This is a genomic window from Streptomyces sp. NBC_00335 (assembly GCF_036127095.1).
Taxonomy (GTDB): Bacteria; Actinomycetota; Actinomycetes; order Streptomycetales; family Streptomycetaceae; genus Streptomyces.
Window position 1 is genome coordinate 3,395,109 of the sequence record NZ_CP108006.1, and the last position, 13,720, is coordinate 3,408,828.

A 13,720-nucleotide genomic window follows, 5' to 3' on the forward strand; every position below is an offset into this window, starting at 1 on the left:
CGGCCGTGTCAGGTACCGGTGTCAGTTCCCCCGCGGCGGCTGCCGTGGGAAAGATCTACGGGTGGTGCTTAGTACTGCTCGGTCTCGACGAAACCGGCGTCCGCGTCGTCGTCGGCGCCGAAGGCGTCGGCGGCGGCGGTCGGGTCGAATCCGGGCGGGCTGTCCTTGAGGGCCAGGCCCATGCCGGCCAGCTTCGCCTTGACCTCGTCGATCGACTTCGCACCGAAGTTGCGGATGTCGAGCAGGTCCGCCTCGGAGCGGGCGACGAGCTCACCCACGGAGTGGATGCCCTCGCGCTTGAGGCAGTTGTACGACCGAACGGTGAGCTCGAGCTCCTCGATCGGCAGGGCGAGATCGGCGGCCAGGGCCGCGTCCGTCGGCGAGGGGCCCATGTCGATGCCCTCGGCGTCGATGTTGAGCTCGCGGGCCAGACCGAACAGCTCGACCAGGGTCTTGCCGGCGGACGCCATGGCGTCGCGCGGGCGCATGGCCTGCTTGGTCTCGACGTCGACGATGAGCTTGTCGAAGTCGGTGCGCTGCTCGACTCGGGTCGCCTCGACCTTGTAGGTGACCTTGAGGACCGGGCTGTAGATGGAGTCGATCGGGATGCGACCGATCTCCTGGCCCAGCTGCTTGTTCTGGACGGCGGAGACGTAGCCGCGACCGCGCTCGACGGTCAGCTCCATCTCCAGCTTGCCCTTGCCGTTGAGCGTGGCGAGGACCAGGTCCGGGTTGTGCACCTCGACACCGGCCGGGGGCGCGATGTCGGCAGCGGTGACCAGGCCGGGACCCTGCTTGCGCAGGTACATCACGACCGGCTCGTCGTGCTCCGAGGAGACGACCAGCTGCTTGATGTTGAGGATGATGTCGGTGACGTCTTCCTTGACACCGGGCACGGTGGTGAACTCGTGCAGGACGCCGTCCACGCGGATGCTGGTGACAGCGGCACCCGGGATCGAGGACAGGAGCGTGCGGCGGAGCGAGTTGCCGAGGGTGTAGCCGAAGCCCGGCTCCAGCGGCTCGATCACGAACCGCGAGCGGTACTCGTCTACGACCTCTTCGGTCAGCGAGGGGCGCTGAGCGATAAGCATGTGGATTCCTTCATTCGTGGACGCCCACTATTTGACGCCCGACGGAGTGCAGCACGGGGCTGCTCACACGTGACACTACGAACTACAAGGGTACGGGCGGTACGTCCCCCGCGAGGGGTTCGTACCGCCCGGACACTCAAAGACGCACAGGCGCGAAGCCCGGCGTCGCCGAATCAGACGCGGCGACGCTTGGGCGGACGGCAGCCGTTGTGCGGGGTGGGGGTGACGTCCTGGATCGAGCCGACCTCGAGGCCAGTGGCCTGGAGGGAGCGGATCGCGGTCTCACGGCCGGAGCCGGGACCCTTGACGAAGACGTCGACCTTGCGCATGCCGTGCTCCTGCGCGCGACGGGCGGCCGACTCGGCGGCCATCTGCGCGGCGAAGGGGGTGGACTTGCGCGAGCCCTTGAAGCCGACGTGGCCGGCGGAGGCCCAGGAGATCACGTTGCCCGCGGGGTCCGTGATCGAAACGATGGTGTTGTTGAACGTGCTCTTGATGTGGGCGTGCCCATGAGCGACGTTCTTCTTTTCCTTGCGGCGCACCTTCTTGGCAGCGCCCTGACGACCCTTGGGGGGCATCTAAATCTCCTACGGGAGGTGGTCGGTCCTACAGCGCAAGACCGCTGAACAGGACTACTTCTTGCCCGGCTTCTTCTTACCGGCGATCGCGCGACGCGGACCCTTGCGGGTACGAGCGTTCGTGCTGGTGCGCTGACCGTGCACGGGCAGGCCACGACGGTGGCGAACACCCTGGTAGCACTGGATCTCGACCTTGCGACGGATGTCGGCCTGGATCTCGCGGCGGAGGTCACCCTCGGTGCGGAGGTTGGCGTCCACGTACTCGCGGATCTTGACCAGGTCCTCTTCGGCCAGGTCACGAACGCGGGTGTCGGGGTTCACACCGGTGGCCGCAAGGATTTCCTTGGACCGGGTGCGACCGACACCGAAGACGTAGGTAAGTGCGATCTCCACACGCTTTTCGCGCGGGATGTCAACACCGGAAACGCGTGCCATTCAATGGCTCCTGTGTGTTCGGGGGTCTTCCGCAGAACCGAACCCCGACCGCCGACCACACCTGCTGGGTGGTGGTACGCCCGGGTCCCCGGCCCCCGCCGGAGGTGCCGCCGGTCCTGGTCAGGACTGGGCGGGTTCTGCGTATGTACGTTTTCTTACGTCGCGCGAAGAACTGCGTAGTGCAGGTCGGTCGGCGTGCGTCAGCCCTGGCGCTGCTTGTGGCGCAGGTTGTCGCAGATGACCATGACCCGACCGTGACGGCGGATCACCTTGCACTTGTCGCAGATCTTCTTGACGCTCGGCTTGACCTTCATGTTGGTGAGGTTCTCCGGGTCAGTGCCACCACCCACGCCGGGACAAGACGTCCGGACAGGAGTGAAAGCAAGATCTACTTGTATCGGTAGACGATCCGGCCACGCGTCAGGTCGTACGGAGAGAGCTCCACGACAACCCGGTCATCAGGAAGGATGCGGATGTAGTGCATGCGCATCTTGCCGCTGATGTGCGCGAGGACCTTGTGACCGTTCTGGAGTTCCACCTTGAACATCGCGTTCGGGAGGGACTCGATCACGGTGCCCTCGATTTCGATGGCACCTTGCTTCTTGGCCACGCTTCGCCTTTCGAATCGGCTACCTTGATCAGCTCCCCGCCTTCGCATGAGGACATGCGGGTGCAAAGGAGCCGACGAGTCAGTCTACGTCAGGGCCTTCCGAAAGACGAATCCGGAAAGTGTGCCCTACAGGATAGATCATCAATCCTGCCCATACCGGTCGGCCCACCGGCTTGTGCGTCAGCCCAACGGGTCCGGCGCCGTGCTCACGCCGTACTCCGCCAGCTTCGCCTTGCCGCAGTCCGGGGAGGTGAGGACGATCGGCCCCTCCTCGGTCAGGGCGATGGAGTGCTCCCAGTGCGAGGACCAGGTGCCGTCCGTGGTGATGACCGTCCAGTCGTCCGCCAGGACCTCCGTCTGGGCGGTGCCCAGGGAGACCATCGGCTCGATCGCCAGGCACAGGCCCGGCACGAGCTTGATGCCCTTGCCCCGCTTGCGCGAGACGTAGTTCAGCAGGTGCGGGTCCATGTGCATCTCGGAACCGATGCCGTGGCCGCCGTAGTCCTCGATGATCCCGAACTTGCCGAGGCTGTGCTCACCCGTGGTCGGGCGCGGCTGCCGCTTGATGTAGGTCTCGATCGCCTTCGAGATGTCCACGAGGCGGTTGCCGAGCTTCATGGCGGCGATACCGGCCCACATGGACTCCTCGGTCACCCGGGAGAGCTCCACGAGCTCAGGGGCGTGCCCAGAGCCCACGAAGGCGGTGTACGCGGCATCGCCGTGCCAGCCGTCCACGATCGCGCCGGCGTCGATCGAGATGATGTCGCCGTCCTTGAGGACCGTCTTGTCGTCGGGGATGCCGTGGACCACGACCTCGTTGACCGAGGTGCAGATGGTCGCGGGGAACCCGCCGTACCCGAGGAAGTTCGACTTGGCACCGGCGTCCGCGATCACCTTGCGGGCCACCATGTCCAGATCCCGCGTCGTGGCGCCCGGCACGGCCGCCTCACGGGTCGCCGCGTGGATCGCCGCGACGACCAGCCCCGCCTCGCGCATCTTCGCGATCTGCTCGGGGGTCTTGATCTGCACCATGGACGGGCCTTCCACCTTCGGATTCGGGGTCATGTCAACAGTAAGGCCGCGGCGTCCCGAGGACACCGCGGCCTTGTCTGCACTACGTACTGCGCACTGCGCGGGGACTACTTCTTCAGGGCGTCCATCGCGCGCTGCGTGACGTCCTTGACCTCACCGAGGGCCGGGATCGTCGACACGAGGCCCTGGGCCTTGTAGTAGTCGATGATCGGCTCGGTCTGGGTGTGGTAGACGTCCAGGCGGTTGCGGACCGCGTCCTCGGACTGGTCCTCGCGCACGTACAGCTCGCCGCCGCAGATGTCGCAGACACCCTCGACCTTGGGCGGCTGGTACGCGATGTGGAAGACGTGCCCGCCGTCGTTGCGGCAGGTGCGCCGGCCGGCGAGGCGCTTGACGACCTCGTCCTCCTCGACCTCCAGGTCCAGGACGGCGTCGAGGTTCATGCCCTCGGCCTTCAGCATCACGTCGAGGGCTTCCGCCTGGGACACGTTGCGCGGGAACCCGTCGAGCAGGAAACCGCCGGCGGCGTCCTCCTGCTCCATGCGGTCCTTCGCCATGCCGATGGTGATCTCGTCCGGGACGAGGTCACCCGCGTCCATGAACGCCTTCGCGCGACGGCCGAGCTCGGTGCCCTGGCTGATGTTGGCCCGGAACAGGTCGCCCGTGGAGATGTGCGGGATCGACAAGGTCTTGGCAAGCACAGTCGCCTGCGTTCCCTTGCCCGCGCCCGGCGGGCCGACGAGGACGATTCGCATCAGCGGAGGAACCCTTCGTAATTACGCTGCTGGAGCTGGCTCTCGATCTGCTTCACGGTTTCCAGACCCACACCCACGATGATCAGGATGCTCGTCCCGCCGAACGGGAAGTTCTGGTTCGCTCCGAAGCCGGCCAACGCCATCGTCGGCACAAGAGCGATCAACCCCAGGTACAGCGACCCAGGCCACGTGATCCGGTTGAGTACGTAGCTCAGGTACTCGGCGGTGGGCCGGCCGGCGCGGATGCCCGGAATGAACCCACCATACTTCTTCATGTTGTCTGCAACTTCCTCGGGGTTGAACGAGATCGCCACGTAGAAGAACGCGAAGAAGACGATCAGGAGGAAGTAGGTCGCGATGTAGTACGGGTGGTCACCCTTGACGAAGTGCTTCTGGATCCAGGTGGCCCAGCCGGCGGTGGAACCGCTGAACTGCACGACCAGTGCCGGGATGTAGAGCAGCGACGAGGCGAAGATGACGGGGATGATGCCCGCCTGGTTCACCTTGAGCGGGATGTAGGTCGAGGTACCGCCGTACGCACGGCGGCCGATCATGCGCTTCGCGTACTGGACCGGGATCCGGCGCTGCGCCTGCTCGACGAAGACCACCAGGCCCACCATCGCGAGGCCGACCAGCATGACCACGCCGAACTCGACCCAGCCGTCCGCGATCTTGCCCTGCTCCTTGATGGCCCACAGGGATCCGATGAAGCCCGCGGCGATCGAGATGAACATCAGGATCGACATGCCGTTGCCGATGCCCCGGTCGGTGATGAGCTCACCGAGCCACATGACGACACAGGTGCCGGCGGTCATGGTGAGCACCATGACGACGGTGGTGAAGATCGACCGGTCCGGCACGATCTGACTCGCGACCGAGCAGTTCTGGAAGAGGGCGCCGCTGCGGGCGGTGGCGACGAGGCCGGTGCCCTGCAGGATCGCCAGCGCGACCGTCAGATAGCGCGTGTACTGCGTGATCTTCGACGTGCCGGCCTGGCCCTCTTTCTTGAGGGTCTCCAGCTTCGGAATGACCACGGTCAGCAGCTGCAAGATGATGCTCGCCGTGATGTACGGCATGATGCCGAGCGCGAAGATCGTGATCTGCAGCAGCGCACCGCCACTGAACATGTTGACCAGACCGAAGAGCCCGCCGTTCTGGCCGGACGCCTGATCAACACAGATCTGGACGTTCGTATAGCTCACGCCGGGTACGGGAACGTGGGACCCGAGCCGGAACAGCACGATGATGCCGAGCGTGAAGAGCAGTTTCTTGCGCAGGTCGGGCGTCTTGAACGCCCGGGCGAACGCGGTTAGCACGGTGCCTCCTGCGACCCCCGCGCTACTGCGTCAGAGGTGACGGTCTGAGGGATCGACGAATGTGTACAAGCAAAGGTGCAGGCCACCTTACCGGCGTCTGCACCTTCCATGGAACGACCAACCGGGGATGCCCCATATGTGAGGCACCCCCGGTCGGGTTTCTAGCTATTTGTCACTGAGTTCGTCTTAGACGAGCTCGGTCACAGAGCCACCAGCGGCGGCAATCTTCTCCTTGGCGGAGCCGGAAACGGCGTCAACCGAAACCTGCAGCGCCACGGAGATCTCGCCCTGGCCCAGGACCTTGACGAGGCTGTTCTTGCGAACCGCGCCCTTGGCGACCAGGTCGGCCACCGTGACTTCTCCACCCTCGGGGTAGAGAGCGCCGAGCTTGTCCAGGTTCACGACCTGGAACTCGGTGCGGAACGGGTTCTTGAAGCCCTTGAGCTTCGGCAGACGCATGTGGAGGGGCATCTGCCCACCCTCGAAGCGCTGCGGGATCTGGTAACGGGCCTTCTGGCCCTTCGTACCACGACCGGCCGTCTTACCCTTCGACGCCTCACCACGACCGACACGGGTCTTCGCGGTCTTGGCGCCGGGGGCGGGACGGAGGTTGTGGGCCTTCAGCGGGCTGCTCTCAGCCATGTTAGTCAACCTCCTCAACCGTCACGAGGTGGCGGACGGTGTGAACCATTCCGCGGAACTCGGGGCGGTCCTCCTTGACGACGACGTCGTTCAGGCGCTTGAGCCCGAGCGAACGCAGCGTGTCGCGGTGGTTCTGCTTGCTGCCGATGTACGACTTGATCTGCGTGACCTTGAGGCGAGCCATTACGCACCCGCCCCAGCACGTGCACGGAGCAGAGCCGCGGGAGCGACGTCCTCGAGGGGCAGACCACGGCGAGCCGCGATCTCCTCGGGACGCTGCAGGCCCTTGAGGGCCGCCACGGTCGCGTGCACGATGTTGATCGCGTTGGAAGAACCAAGCGACTTCGACAGGATGTCGTGAACGCCGGCGCACTCCAGAACGGCGCGCACCGGGCCACCGGCGATAACACCGGTACCGGGGGCGGCCGGCTTCAGCAGCACGACGCCCGCGGCACGCTCACCCGTGATCGGGTGAGGGATGGTGCCCTGGATGCGCGGAACCTTGAAGAAGGACTTCTTGGCTTCCTCGACACCCTTGGCAATGGCCGCGGGAACTTCCTTGGCCTTGCCGTAACCGACACCTACAGTGCCGTCACCGTCGCCCACCACGACCAGCGCGGTGAAGCTGAAGCGGCGACCACCCTTGACAACCTTGGCGACGCGGTTGATCGCGACAACGCGCTCAACGTAAGCGGTCTTCTCGGCGGCAGGGCCACCGTCGCGACCCTTCCGGTCCCGCCGCTCGCCGCCACCGGCACCGCTTCCGCGGCGCTGGGGTCCAGCCATTGGATTACCTCTCTCTGTTACGTCCGTGAGTCCCGGAAAACGGGGCTTAGAACTTCAGCCCGGCTTCGCGGGCGGCGTCAGCCAGAGCGGCAATGCGCCCGGCGTATCGGTTGCCACCGCGGTCGAACACGACGGTCTCGACACCCGCGGCCTTGGCACGCTCGGCGACGAGTGCGCCGACGGCCTGGGCCTGCGAGCTCTTGTCGCCTTCGCCACCACGGATCGAAGCGTCCAGGGTCGACGCCGACGCCAGGGTGTGACCCTGGAGGTCGTCGATGACCTGAGCAACGATGTTGCGGTTGGAACGCGTCACGACGAGGCGCGGACGCTCCGCCGTACCCGAGACGTTCTTGCGGATGCGGATGTGGCGGCGGGCCTTGGCGGCACGCTTGTACGCGTCGCCCTTGGCGATCTTTACACCGTATGCCATGGCTACTTACCAGCCTTTCCGACCTTGCGGCGGATGACTTCGCCGGCGTACTTGACACCCTTGGCCTTGTACGGGTCGGGCTTCCGCAGCTTGCGGATGTTGGCGGCGACCTCGCCGACCTTCTGCTTGTCGATGCCCTCGACCGAGAACTTGGTGGGCGACTCGACCTTGAAGGAGATGCCCTCGGGCGCCTCAATCAGGATCGGGTGGCTGTAGCCAAGCTGGAACTCCAGGTTGGAGCCCTTCGCGGCGACGCGGTAACCGACACCGCTGATCTCAAGAGCCTTGACGTAACCCGTGGTCACGCCGGTGATCATGTTCGCCACCAGCGTGCGGGACAGGCCGTGCAGGGCCTTGTTCTGACGCTCGTCGTTGGGGCGGGTGACGTTGAGAACGCCGTCCTCACCCTTGACGATCTCGATCGGCGCCTTGACGGTGAGCGCGAGGGAACCCTTGGGGCCCTTCACAGCCACTGCCTGGCCGTCGATGGTGACGTCCACACCGGCGGGAACCTGGATGGGGAGCTTGCCGATTCGCGACATTGCTTTTCCTCCGTTCCCGACTACCAGACGTAGGCGAGGACTTCCCCACCTACGCCCTTCTTGCCTGCCTGCTGGCCGGTGAGCAGACCGTGGGACGTGGAGATGATCGCCACGCCCAGGCCGCCGAGCACCTTCGGCAGGTTGGTGGACTTTGCGTACACACGCAGACCGGGCTTCGAGATCCGCTTGATGCCCGCAATGGAGCGCTCGCGGTTCGGGCCGAACTTCAGCTCGAGGACGAGGTTCTTGCCGACCTCGGCGTCCTCGACCTTCCAGCCGGTGATGAAACCCTCCTGCTTGAGGATTTCTGCGATGTGCGACTTGATCTTGCTGTGCGGCATCACGACGGAGTCGTGGTACGCCGAGTTAGCGTTACGCAGACGCGTGAGCATGTCTGCGATCGGGTCAGTCATGGTCATGAAGTGGCCTTCGGCCTCTCTCGCCGGGGTTTCCTGTATGCGCCATCCCTCTCCCCACTCAGTGGCGGGACGGGTGCGGTGCGGGGACCTACGGCGTAGTAAGTCGTTATGGGCGGCGGACGCCCAACCACACAAGCCTAAGGCATGCGCGGCCGGGCACCCGCCGACCAGATGCTTACCGAGAGTGCCTGGAAGTTCCCAAGTCCTTGCGGACGAGAGGGAATTACCAGGAGCTCTTGGTCACGCCCGGCAGCTCGCCACGGTGAGCCATCTCACGAAGGCAGACGCGGCACAGGCCGAACTTGCGGTACACGGAGTGGGGGCGACCGCAGCGCTGGCAGCGGGTGTACGCACGCACACCGAACTTGGGCTTGCGGGCAGCCTTCGCGATGAGAGCCTTCTTCGCCATCTCGCTTACGCCTCCTTGAAGGGGAAGCCGAGGTGACGAAGGAGGGCGCGGCCCTCGTCGTCGTTGGTCGCCGTGGTAACCACGGTGATGTCCATACCCCGGGTACGGTCGATCTTGTCCTGGTCGATCTCGTGGAACATGACCTGCTCCGTGAGACCGAAGGTGTAGTTGCCACGGCCGTCGAACTGCTTCGGCGACAGACCACGGAAGTCACGGATACGCGGCAGCGCGAGCGACAGCGTACGGTCCAGGAACTCCCACATGCGGTCACCACGGAGGGTGACGTGGCAGCCGATCGGCTGACCCTCGCGCAGCTTGAACTGCGCGATGGACTTGCGGGCCTTCGTGACGGCCGGCTTCTGACCGGTGATCGTCGTCAGGTCCTTGATGGCGCCGTCGATCAGCTTGGAGTCGCGGGCGGCGTCGCCCACACCCATGTTGACCACGATCTTCACGAGGCCGGGAATCTGCATGACGTTCTCGTAAGAGAACTCTTCACGCAGCTTGCCCGCGATGTCCTCGCGGTACTTCGTCTTGAGACGCGGAGTGGTAGCCATCAGATGTCCTCACCCGTCCGCTTGGCAACGCGGATCTTGTTGCCCTCGTCATCGAAGCGGAAACCGACGCGGGTAACGACCTTCTGGCCGTCCTTCTCCACAACCAGCTGAACGTTGCTGACGTGGATCGGCGCCTCGGTGATCACGATGCCACCGGTCTGCGAGCCACCAGCGGTCTGGCCGGCCTTGGTGTGCTTCTTGACCCGGTTGACACCCTCGACGAGGACGCGGTTCTCAGTAGGGATGGCCAGAATGACCTTGCCCTGCTTGCCCTTGTCCTTACCGGTGATGACCTGAACCAGGTCGCCCTTCTTGATCTTCATGCTTACAGCACCTCCGGCGCGAGCGAGATGATCTTCATGAACTTCTTCTCGCGCAGCTCACGGCCCACCGGGCCGAAGATACGGGTGCCGCGAGGGTCGCCGTCGTTCTTCAGAATGACGGCGGCGTTCTCGTCGAAGCGGATGTACGAGCCGTCCTGGCGGCGGCGTTCCTTCACGGTGCGAACGATGACCGCCTTGACGACGTCACCCTTCTTCACGTTGCCACCGGGGATCGCGTCCTTGACGGTGGCAACGATGACGTCACCGATGCCCGCGTAGCGGCGACCGGAACCACCGAGAACACGGATGCAAAGGATCTCCTTGGCACCAGTGTTGTCGGCGACACGCAGTCGCGACTCCTGCTGGATCACGTCTATCTCCTGTTTGTCTGCCGGTTCCCGGCGGGGGCATCACTCCGAAGAGCTACCGCCCCCACCGAGCCTGGCGGAACGAACCTGAGGGGCCCCTGGGCTTGATGCCCAGGGCCTCAGATAATTACTTGGCCTTCTCGAGGATCTCGACGATGCGCCAGCGCTTGCTCGCCGACAGCGGACGCGTCTCCATGATGAGGACGCGGTCGCCGACGCCGGCAGCGTTCTGCTCGTCGTGCGCCTTGAGCTTGTTCGTACGGCGGATGACCTTGCCGTACAGAGCGTGCTTCACGCGGTCCTCGACAGCGACGACGACGGTCTTGTCCATCTTGTCGCTGACGACAAGACCCTCACGGGTCTTGCGGAAGCCGCGGTCAGTCGTCTCAGTCACGTTCTTCTCGCTCATCAGGCGCTCTCCACCGTCTCGATACCGAGCTCACGCTCGTGCATCAGGGTGTAGATGCGAGCGATGTCCTTACGGACGGACTTGAGCCGGCCGTTGTTCTCCAGCTGACCCGTGGCCGCCTGGAAGCGCAGCTTGAACAGCTCTTCCTTGGCCTCGCGCAGCTTGCCAACGAGCTCCTCGTTACCGAGCTCACGCAGCTCGGACGCCTTGGTTCCCGTCGCCATCACGACTCACCTGCCTCGCGCCGAACAATCCGGCACTTCATCGGAAGCTTGTGAGCAGCGCGGGTGAGCGCCTCACGAGCAATCTTCTCGTTCGGGTAGGACAGCTCGAACATGACCCGGCCCGGGTGCACGTTCGCGATCCACCACTCGGGAGAACCCTTACCGGAACCCATGCGGGTCTCGGCAGGCTTCTTCGTCAGGGGACGGTCCGGGTAGATGTTGATCCAGACCTTGCCGCCACGCTTGATGTGGCGGGTCATCGCGATACGAGCCGCCTCGATCTGGCGGTTCGTCACGTAGGCGGGGGTAAGCGCCTGGATGCCGTACTCGCCGAACGAGACCTCAGTACCGCCCTTGGCCATACCGCGGCGCTTCGGGTGGTGCTGCTTGCGGTGCTTGACCCTACGAGGGATCAGCATGTCGGTCAGGCCTCCGTTCCGGTGCTCTCAGCCGGAGCGGCGGCGGGAGCGTCGGCCTTGGGGGCCTCGGCACCAGCAGCCTGCTGCGGCTTGCGGCCACCACGGCCGCCGCGCTCGCCACCACGGCCACCACGGCCGGCGGGACGGTCGCCAGCGCCGGCGGCACCACGGGCCGGGCGGTTACCCGCACGGGCCGCAGCGTTCTCGGCGCGAACCTCGGCGATGTTCTTGACGTCGCCCTTGTAGATCCAGACCTTCACACCGATACGGCCGAAGGTGGTCTTGGCCTCGAAGAAGCCGTAGTCCACGTTCGCGCGGAGGGTGTGCAGCGGCACACGGCCTTCGCGGTAGAACTCGGAGCGGGACATCTCGGCGCCGCCGAGGCGACCGCCACACTGGATCTTGATGCCCTTGGCGCCGGCCTTCATCGTGCCCTGCATGCTCTTACGCATGGCGCGACGGAAGGAGACGCGGGAGGAGAGCTGCTCGGCAACAGCCTGCGCGACCAGCTGAGCGTCGACCTCGGGGTTCTTGACCTCGAGGATGTTCAGCTGGACCTGCTTGCCCGTGAGCTTCTCGAGGTCACCGCGGATGCGGTCGGCCTCGGCGCCACGGCGACCGATGACGATGCCCGGACGAGCGGTGTGGATGTCCACACGCACGCGGTCACGGGTGCGCTCGATCTCAACCTTCGAGATGCCGGCGCGCTCCATGCCGGACGTCATCATCCTGCGGATGGCGACGTCTTCCTTGACGTAGTCCTTGTACAGCTTGTCGGCGTACCAACGCGACTTGAAGTCGGTGGTGATGCCGAGCCGGAACCCGTGCGGGTTTACCTTCTGGCCCATTACCGGGAACCTTCCTTGCTGCTGACGACCACGGTGATGTGGCTGGTCCGCTTGCGGATCCGGTAGGCACGGCCCTGGGCACGCGGACGGAACCGCTTCAGGGTCGGGCCCTCGTCCACGTACGCCTCGCTGATGACCAGCGTGGAGGCGTCCGGGTGGTTGTAGTTGTGTGCGGCGTTGGCGATGGCGCTGTCAAGCACCTTGCCAACCGGCACGCTCGCGGCCTGCGGGGCGAAACGCAGGACCGCCTGAGCCTCCGTGGCATCCATGCCACGGATAAGGTCCACCACTCGGCGGGCCTTCATGGGCGTGACGCGGATGTACCGCGCCTGGGCCCTGGCTTCCATGGTTGTCCCTTCGGTGTAAGTCATAGTCGTAACCACCCCGCCTTTAGCGGCGCTTCGACTTCCGGTCGTCCTTGACGTGGCCGCGGAAGGTGCGAGTCGGCGAGAACTCGCCGAGCTTGTGGCCGACCATCGACTCGGTGACGAACACCGGGACGTGGATCTTGCCGTTGTGCACCGCGATGGTGTGACCCAGCATGGCCGGGATGATCATCGAGCGACGGGACCAGGTCTTGATGACGTTCTTGGTACCGGCTTCGTTCTGTACGTCCACCTTCTTGATGAGGTGTCCGTCGACGAAGGGTCCCTTCTTGAGACTGCGCGGCATCTAAACCCGCTCCTAGCGCTTCTTGTTCGTCTTGCGGCGGCGGACGATGTACTTGCTCGAAGCCTTCTTCGGCGAGCGAGTACGACCCTCCTTCTGACCCCACGGGGAGACCGGGTGACGACCACCGGAGGTCTTACCCTCACCACCACCGTGCGGGTGGTCGACCGGGTTCATCGCGACACCGCGGACGGAGGGGCGAACGCCCTTCCAGCGCATGCGGCCGGCCTTGCCCCAGTTGATGTTCGACTGCTCGGCGTTGCCGACCTCACCGACGGTGGCGCGGCAGCGCGCGTCGACGAGACGGATCTCACCGGACGGCATACGAAGGTGGGCCATGGTGCCCTCCTTCGCCAGCAGCTGCACGGAGGCACCAGCGGAGCGGGCGAACTTGGCGCCGCCACCGGGACGGAGCTCGATCGCGTGGATCGTGGTACCGACCGGGATGTTGCGGAGAGCCAGGTTGTTGCCGGGCTTGATGTCGGCCGTGGGGCCGTTCTCAATCCGGTCGCCCTGCTTCAGGTTCTTCGGCGCAATGATGTAGCGCTTCTCGCCGTCTGCGTAGTGCAGAAGCGCGATGCGCGCAGTGCGGTTGGGGTCGTACTCGATGTGCGCGACCTTGGCCGGCACGCCGTCCTTGTCGTGACGACGGAAGTCGATCACACGGTAGGCGCGCTTGTGGCCGCCACCCTGGTGTCGAACCGTGATCCGACCGGTGTTGTTACGGCCGCCCTTGCTGTGCAGGGGGCGGACCAGCGACTTCTCCGGCGTGGACCGCGTGATCTCGACAAAGTCGGCGACGCTGGAGCCACGACGGCCCGGGGTCGTCGGCTTGTACTTGCGGATACCCATTTCTCA

At 65.1% G+C, this 13,720-nt stretch carries 25 protein-coding genes; all 25 read right to left on the reverse strand.

Going from position 1 to position 13,720, the window contains the following annotated elements:
* Nucleotides 1-68 precede the first annotated feature (68 nt).
* On the reverse strand, nt 69-1,091 hold the full coding sequence (locus tag OHA37_RS14960) for a DNA-directed RNA polymerase subunit alpha (RefSeq protein ID WP_008739666.1): 1,023 nt from the start codon (nt 1,089-1,091) through the stop codon (nt 69-71).
* Between the two features lie 173 nt (nt 1,092-1,264).
* On the reverse strand, nt 1,265-1,669 hold the full coding sequence (gene rpsK, locus OHA37_RS14965; RefSeq protein WP_006376016.1) for a 30S ribosomal protein S11: 405 nt from the start codon (nt 1,667-1,669) through the stop codon (nt 1,265-1,267).
* A gap of 54 nt (nt 1,670-1,723) precedes the next feature.
* The gene (gene rpsM, locus OHA37_RS14970) at nt 1,724-2,104 is read right to left on the reverse strand and encodes a 30S ribosomal protein S13 (protein WP_053682609.1); all 381 of its coding nucleotides are present in this window, start codon (nt 2,102-2,104) and stop codon (nt 1,724-1,726) included.
* A 200-nt stretch (nt 2,105-2,304) separates the two neighbouring features.
* Complete coding sequence (gene rpmJ / locus OHA37_RS14975) at nt 2,305-2,418, reverse strand: 50S ribosomal protein L36 (protein ID WP_003956441.1); 114 nt, start codon at nt 2,416-2,418, stop codon at nt 2,305-2,307.
* 74 nt (nt 2,419-2,492) lie between these two features.
* A complete protein-coding gene (gene infA, locus OHA37_RS14980; protein ID WP_003956442.1) occupies nt 2,493-2,714 on the reverse strand; it encodes a translation initiation factor IF-1 in 222 nt (73 codons plus the stop codon).
* A gap of 180 nt (nt 2,715-2,894) precedes the next feature.
* Nucleotides 2,895-3,746 carry a type I methionyl aminopeptidase gene (gene map / locus OHA37_RS14985; protein WP_266912804.1) on the reverse strand — a complete coding sequence of 284 codons (852 nt, stop codon included), beginning with the start codon at nt 3,744-3,746 and terminating at the stop codon, nt 2,895-2,897.
* Between the two features lie 107 nt (nt 3,747-3,853).
* Nucleotides 3,854-4,501, reverse strand: coding sequence for an adenylate kinase (locus tag OHA37_RS14990; RefSeq protein WP_266905452.1), 648 nt, complete (start codon nt 4,499-4,501; stop codon nt 3,854-3,856).
* Nucleotides 4,501-5,817: a preprotein translocase subunit SecY gene (secY, locus tag OHA37_RS14995; protein ID WP_243333373.1), complete on the reverse strand. Its 1,317-nt coding sequence runs from the start codon at nt 5,815-5,817 to the stop codon at nt 4,501-4,503. The genes OHA37_RS14990 and secY overlap by 1 nt, the downstream gene beginning before the upstream one ends.
* A gap of 186 nt (nt 5,818-6,003) precedes the next feature.
* Nucleotides 6,004-6,459, reverse strand: a complete 456-nt coding sequence (gene rplO, locus OHA37_RS15000) for a 50S ribosomal protein L15 (protein WP_243333371.1) — start codon at nt 6,457-6,459, stop codon at nt 6,004-6,006.
* 1 nt (nt 6,460) lies between these two features.
* Nucleotides 6,461-6,643, reverse strand: coding sequence for a 50S ribosomal protein L30 (rpmD, locus tag OHA37_RS15005; RefSeq protein WP_112447741.1), 183 nt, complete (start codon nt 6,641-6,643; stop codon nt 6,461-6,463).
* Complete coding sequence (rpsE, locus tag OHA37_RS15010) at nt 6,643-7,245, reverse strand: 30S ribosomal protein S5 (protein ID WP_008739695.1); 603 nt, start codon at nt 7,243-7,245, stop codon at nt 6,643-6,645. The genes rpmD and rpsE overlap by 1 nt, the downstream gene beginning before the upstream one ends.
* Nucleotides 7,246-7,291: 46 nt before the next feature.
* Nucleotides 7,292-7,675 (reverse strand): 50S ribosomal protein L18, encoded by a 384-nt coding sequence (rplR, locus tag OHA37_RS15015; protein WP_030008471.1) that lies wholly within the window; start codon nt 7,673-7,675, stop codon nt 7,292-7,294.
* A 2-nt stretch (nt 7,676-7,677) separates the two neighbouring features.
* On the reverse strand, nt 7,678-8,217 hold the full coding sequence (gene rplF / locus OHA37_RS15020; protein ID WP_243333369.1) for a 50S ribosomal protein L6: 540 nt from the start codon (nt 8,215-8,217) through the stop codon (nt 7,678-7,680).
* Between the two features lie 20 nt (nt 8,218-8,237).
* Nucleotides 8,238-8,636 (reverse strand): 30S ribosomal protein S8, encoded by a 399-nt coding sequence (gene rpsH, locus OHA37_RS15025; protein ID WP_008739698.1) that lies wholly within the window; start codon nt 8,634-8,636, stop codon nt 8,238-8,240.
* Nucleotides 8,637-8,859: 223 nt separating this feature from the next.
* On the reverse strand, nt 8,860-9,045 hold the full coding sequence (locus OHA37_RS15030; protein WP_003956452.1) for a type Z 30S ribosomal protein S14: 186 nt from the start codon (nt 9,043-9,045) through the stop codon (nt 8,860-8,862).
* Nucleotides 9,046-9,050: 5 nt separating this feature from the next.
* A complete protein-coding gene (rplE, locus tag OHA37_RS15035; RefSeq protein WP_030388859.1) occupies nt 9,051-9,602 on the reverse strand; it encodes a 50S ribosomal protein L5 in 552 nt (183 codons plus the stop codon).
* Nucleotides 9,602-9,925, reverse strand: a complete 324-nt coding sequence (gene rplX, locus OHA37_RS15040; RefSeq protein ID WP_215023444.1) for a 50S ribosomal protein L24 — start codon at nt 9,923-9,925, stop codon at nt 9,602-9,604. Before rplX ends, rplE begins: the two co-directional genes overlap by 1 nt.
* Nucleotides 9,926-9,927: 2 nt before the next feature.
* On the reverse strand, nt 9,928-10,296 hold the full coding sequence (rplN, locus tag OHA37_RS15045; protein ID WP_003956455.1) for a 50S ribosomal protein L14: 369 nt from the start codon (nt 10,294-10,296) through the stop codon (nt 9,928-9,930).
* 124 nt (nt 10,297-10,420) lie between these two features.
* Nucleotides 10,421-10,702: a 30S ribosomal protein S17 gene (gene rpsQ, locus OHA37_RS15050; protein ID WP_243333368.1), complete on the reverse strand. Its 282-nt coding sequence runs from the start codon at nt 10,700-10,702 to the stop codon at nt 10,421-10,423.
* A complete protein-coding gene (gene rpmC, locus OHA37_RS15055) occupies nt 10,702-10,926 on the reverse strand; it encodes a 50S ribosomal protein L29 (RefSeq protein ID WP_008739703.1) in 225 nt (74 codons plus the stop codon). Before rpmC ends, rpsQ begins: the two co-directional genes overlap by 1 nt.
* Nucleotides 10,926-11,345 (reverse strand): 50S ribosomal protein L16, encoded by a 420-nt coding sequence (rplP, locus tag OHA37_RS15060; protein ID WP_030026326.1) that lies wholly within the window; start codon nt 11,343-11,345, stop codon nt 10,926-10,928. Before rplP ends, rpmC begins: the two co-directional genes overlap by 1 nt.
* A gap of 5 nt (nt 11,346-11,350) precedes the next feature.
* On the reverse strand, nt 11,351-12,193 hold the full coding sequence (gene rpsC / locus OHA37_RS15065) for a 30S ribosomal protein S3 (RefSeq protein ID WP_112447746.1): 843 nt from the start codon (nt 12,191-12,193) through the stop codon (nt 11,351-11,353).
* The gene (gene rplV, locus OHA37_RS15070; protein WP_007265904.1) at nt 12,193-12,540 is read right to left on the reverse strand and encodes a 50S ribosomal protein L22; all 348 of its coding nucleotides are present in this window, start codon (nt 12,538-12,540) and stop codon (nt 12,193-12,195) included. The genes rpsC and rplV overlap by 1 nt, the downstream gene beginning before the upstream one ends.
* 43 nt (nt 12,541-12,583) lie before the next feature.
* Nucleotides 12,584-12,865, reverse strand: a complete 282-nt coding sequence (gene rpsS, locus OHA37_RS15075; protein ID WP_023539342.1) for a 30S ribosomal protein S19 — start codon at nt 12,863-12,865, stop codon at nt 12,584-12,586.
* 12 nt (nt 12,866-12,877) lie between these two features.
* Entirely contained in the window at nt 12,878-13,714 is an 837-nt protein-coding gene (rplB, locus tag OHA37_RS15080) for a 50S ribosomal protein L2 (protein WP_112447748.1), read from the reverse strand.
* Nucleotides 13,715-13,720: the final 6 nt, after the last annotated feature.

What these genes read in the sequence shown, in the direction of transcription:
- OHA37_RS14960 (WP_008739666.1), bottom strand. Translation starts at nt 1,091, where the DNA reads ATGCTTATCGCTCAGCGCCCCTCGCTGACCGAAGAGGTCGTAGACGAG.
- rpsK (WP_006376016.1), bottom strand. Translation starts at nt 1,669, where the DNA reads ATGCCCCCCAAGGGTCGTCAGGGCGCTGCCAAGAAGGTGCGCCGCAAG.
- rpsM (WP_053682609.1), bottom strand. Translation starts at nt 2,104, where the DNA reads ATGGCACGCGTTTCCGGTGTTGACATCCCGCGCGAAAAGCGTGTGGAG.
- rpmJ (WP_003956441.1), bottom strand. Translation starts at nt 2,418, where the DNA reads ATGAAGGTCAAGCCGAGCGTCAAGAAGATCTGCGACAAGTGCAAGGTG.
- map (WP_266912804.1), bottom strand. Translation starts at nt 3,746, where the DNA reads ATGGTGCAGATCAAGACCCCCGAGCAGATCGCGAAGATGCGCGAGGCG.
- OHA37_RS14990 (WP_266905452.1), bottom strand. Translation starts at nt 4,501, where the DNA reads ATGCGAATCGTCCTCGTCGGCCCGCCGGGCGCGGGCAAGGGAACGCAG.
- rplO (WP_243333371.1), bottom strand. Translation starts at nt 6,459, where the DNA reads ATGGCTGAGAGCAGCCCGCTGAAGGCCCACAACCTCCGTCCCGCCCCC.
- rpmD (WP_112447741.1), bottom strand. Translation starts at nt 6,643, where the DNA reads ATGGCTCGCCTCAAGGTCACGCAGATCAAGTCGTACATCGGCAGCAAG.
- rpsE (WP_008739695.1), bottom strand. Translation starts at nt 7,245, where the DNA reads ATGGCTGGACCCCAGCGCCGCGGAAGCGGTGCCGGTGGCGGCGAGCGG.
- rplR (WP_030008471.1), bottom strand. Translation starts at nt 7,675, where the DNA reads ATGGCATACGGTGTAAAGATCGCCAAGGGCGACGCGTACAAGCGTGCC.
- rplF (WP_243333369.1), bottom strand. Translation starts at nt 8,217, where the DNA reads ATGTCGCGAATCGGCAAGCTCCCCATCCAGGTTCCCGCCGGTGTGGAC.
- rpsH (WP_008739698.1), bottom strand. Translation starts at nt 8,636, where the DNA reads ATGACCATGACTGACCCGATCGCAGACATGCTCACGCGTCTGCGTAAC.
- OHA37_RS15030 (WP_003956452.1), bottom strand. Translation starts at nt 9,045, where the DNA reads ATGGCGAAGAAGGCTCTCATCGCGAAGGCTGCCCGCAAGCCCAAGTTC.
- rplE (WP_030388859.1), bottom strand. Translation starts at nt 9,602, where the DNA reads ATGGCTACCACTCCGCGTCTCAAGACGAAGTACCGCGAGGACATCGCG.
- rplX (WP_215023444.1), bottom strand. Translation starts at nt 9,925, where the DNA reads ATGAAGATCAAGAAGGGCGACCTGGTTCAGGTCATCACCGGTAAGGAC.
- rpsQ (WP_243333368.1), bottom strand. Translation starts at nt 10,702, where the DNA reads ATGAGCGAGAAGAACGTGACTGAGACGACTGACCGCGGCTTCCGCAAG.
- rpmC (WP_008739703.1), bottom strand. Translation starts at nt 10,926, where the DNA reads ATGGCGACGGGAACCAAGGCGTCCGAGCTGCGTGAGCTCGGTAACGAG.
- rplP (WP_030026326.1), bottom strand. Translation starts at nt 11,345, where the DNA reads ATGCTGATCCCTCGTAGGGTCAAGCACCGCAAGCAGCACCACCCGAAG.
- rpsC (WP_112447746.1), bottom strand. Translation starts at nt 12,193, where the DNA reads ATGGGCCAGAAGGTAAACCCGCACGGGTTCCGGCTCGGCATCACCACC.
- rplV (WP_007265904.1), bottom strand. Translation starts at nt 12,540, where the DNA reads ATGGAAGCCAGGGCCCAGGCGCGGTACATCCGCGTCACGCCCATGAAG.
- rpsS (WP_023539342.1), bottom strand. Translation starts at nt 12,865, where the DNA reads ATGCCGCGCAGTCTCAAGAAGGGACCCTTCGTCGACGGACACCTCATC.
- rplB (WP_112447748.1), bottom strand. Translation starts at nt 13,714, where the DNA reads ATGGGTATCCGCAAGTACAAGCCGACGACCCCGGGCCGTCGTGGCTCC.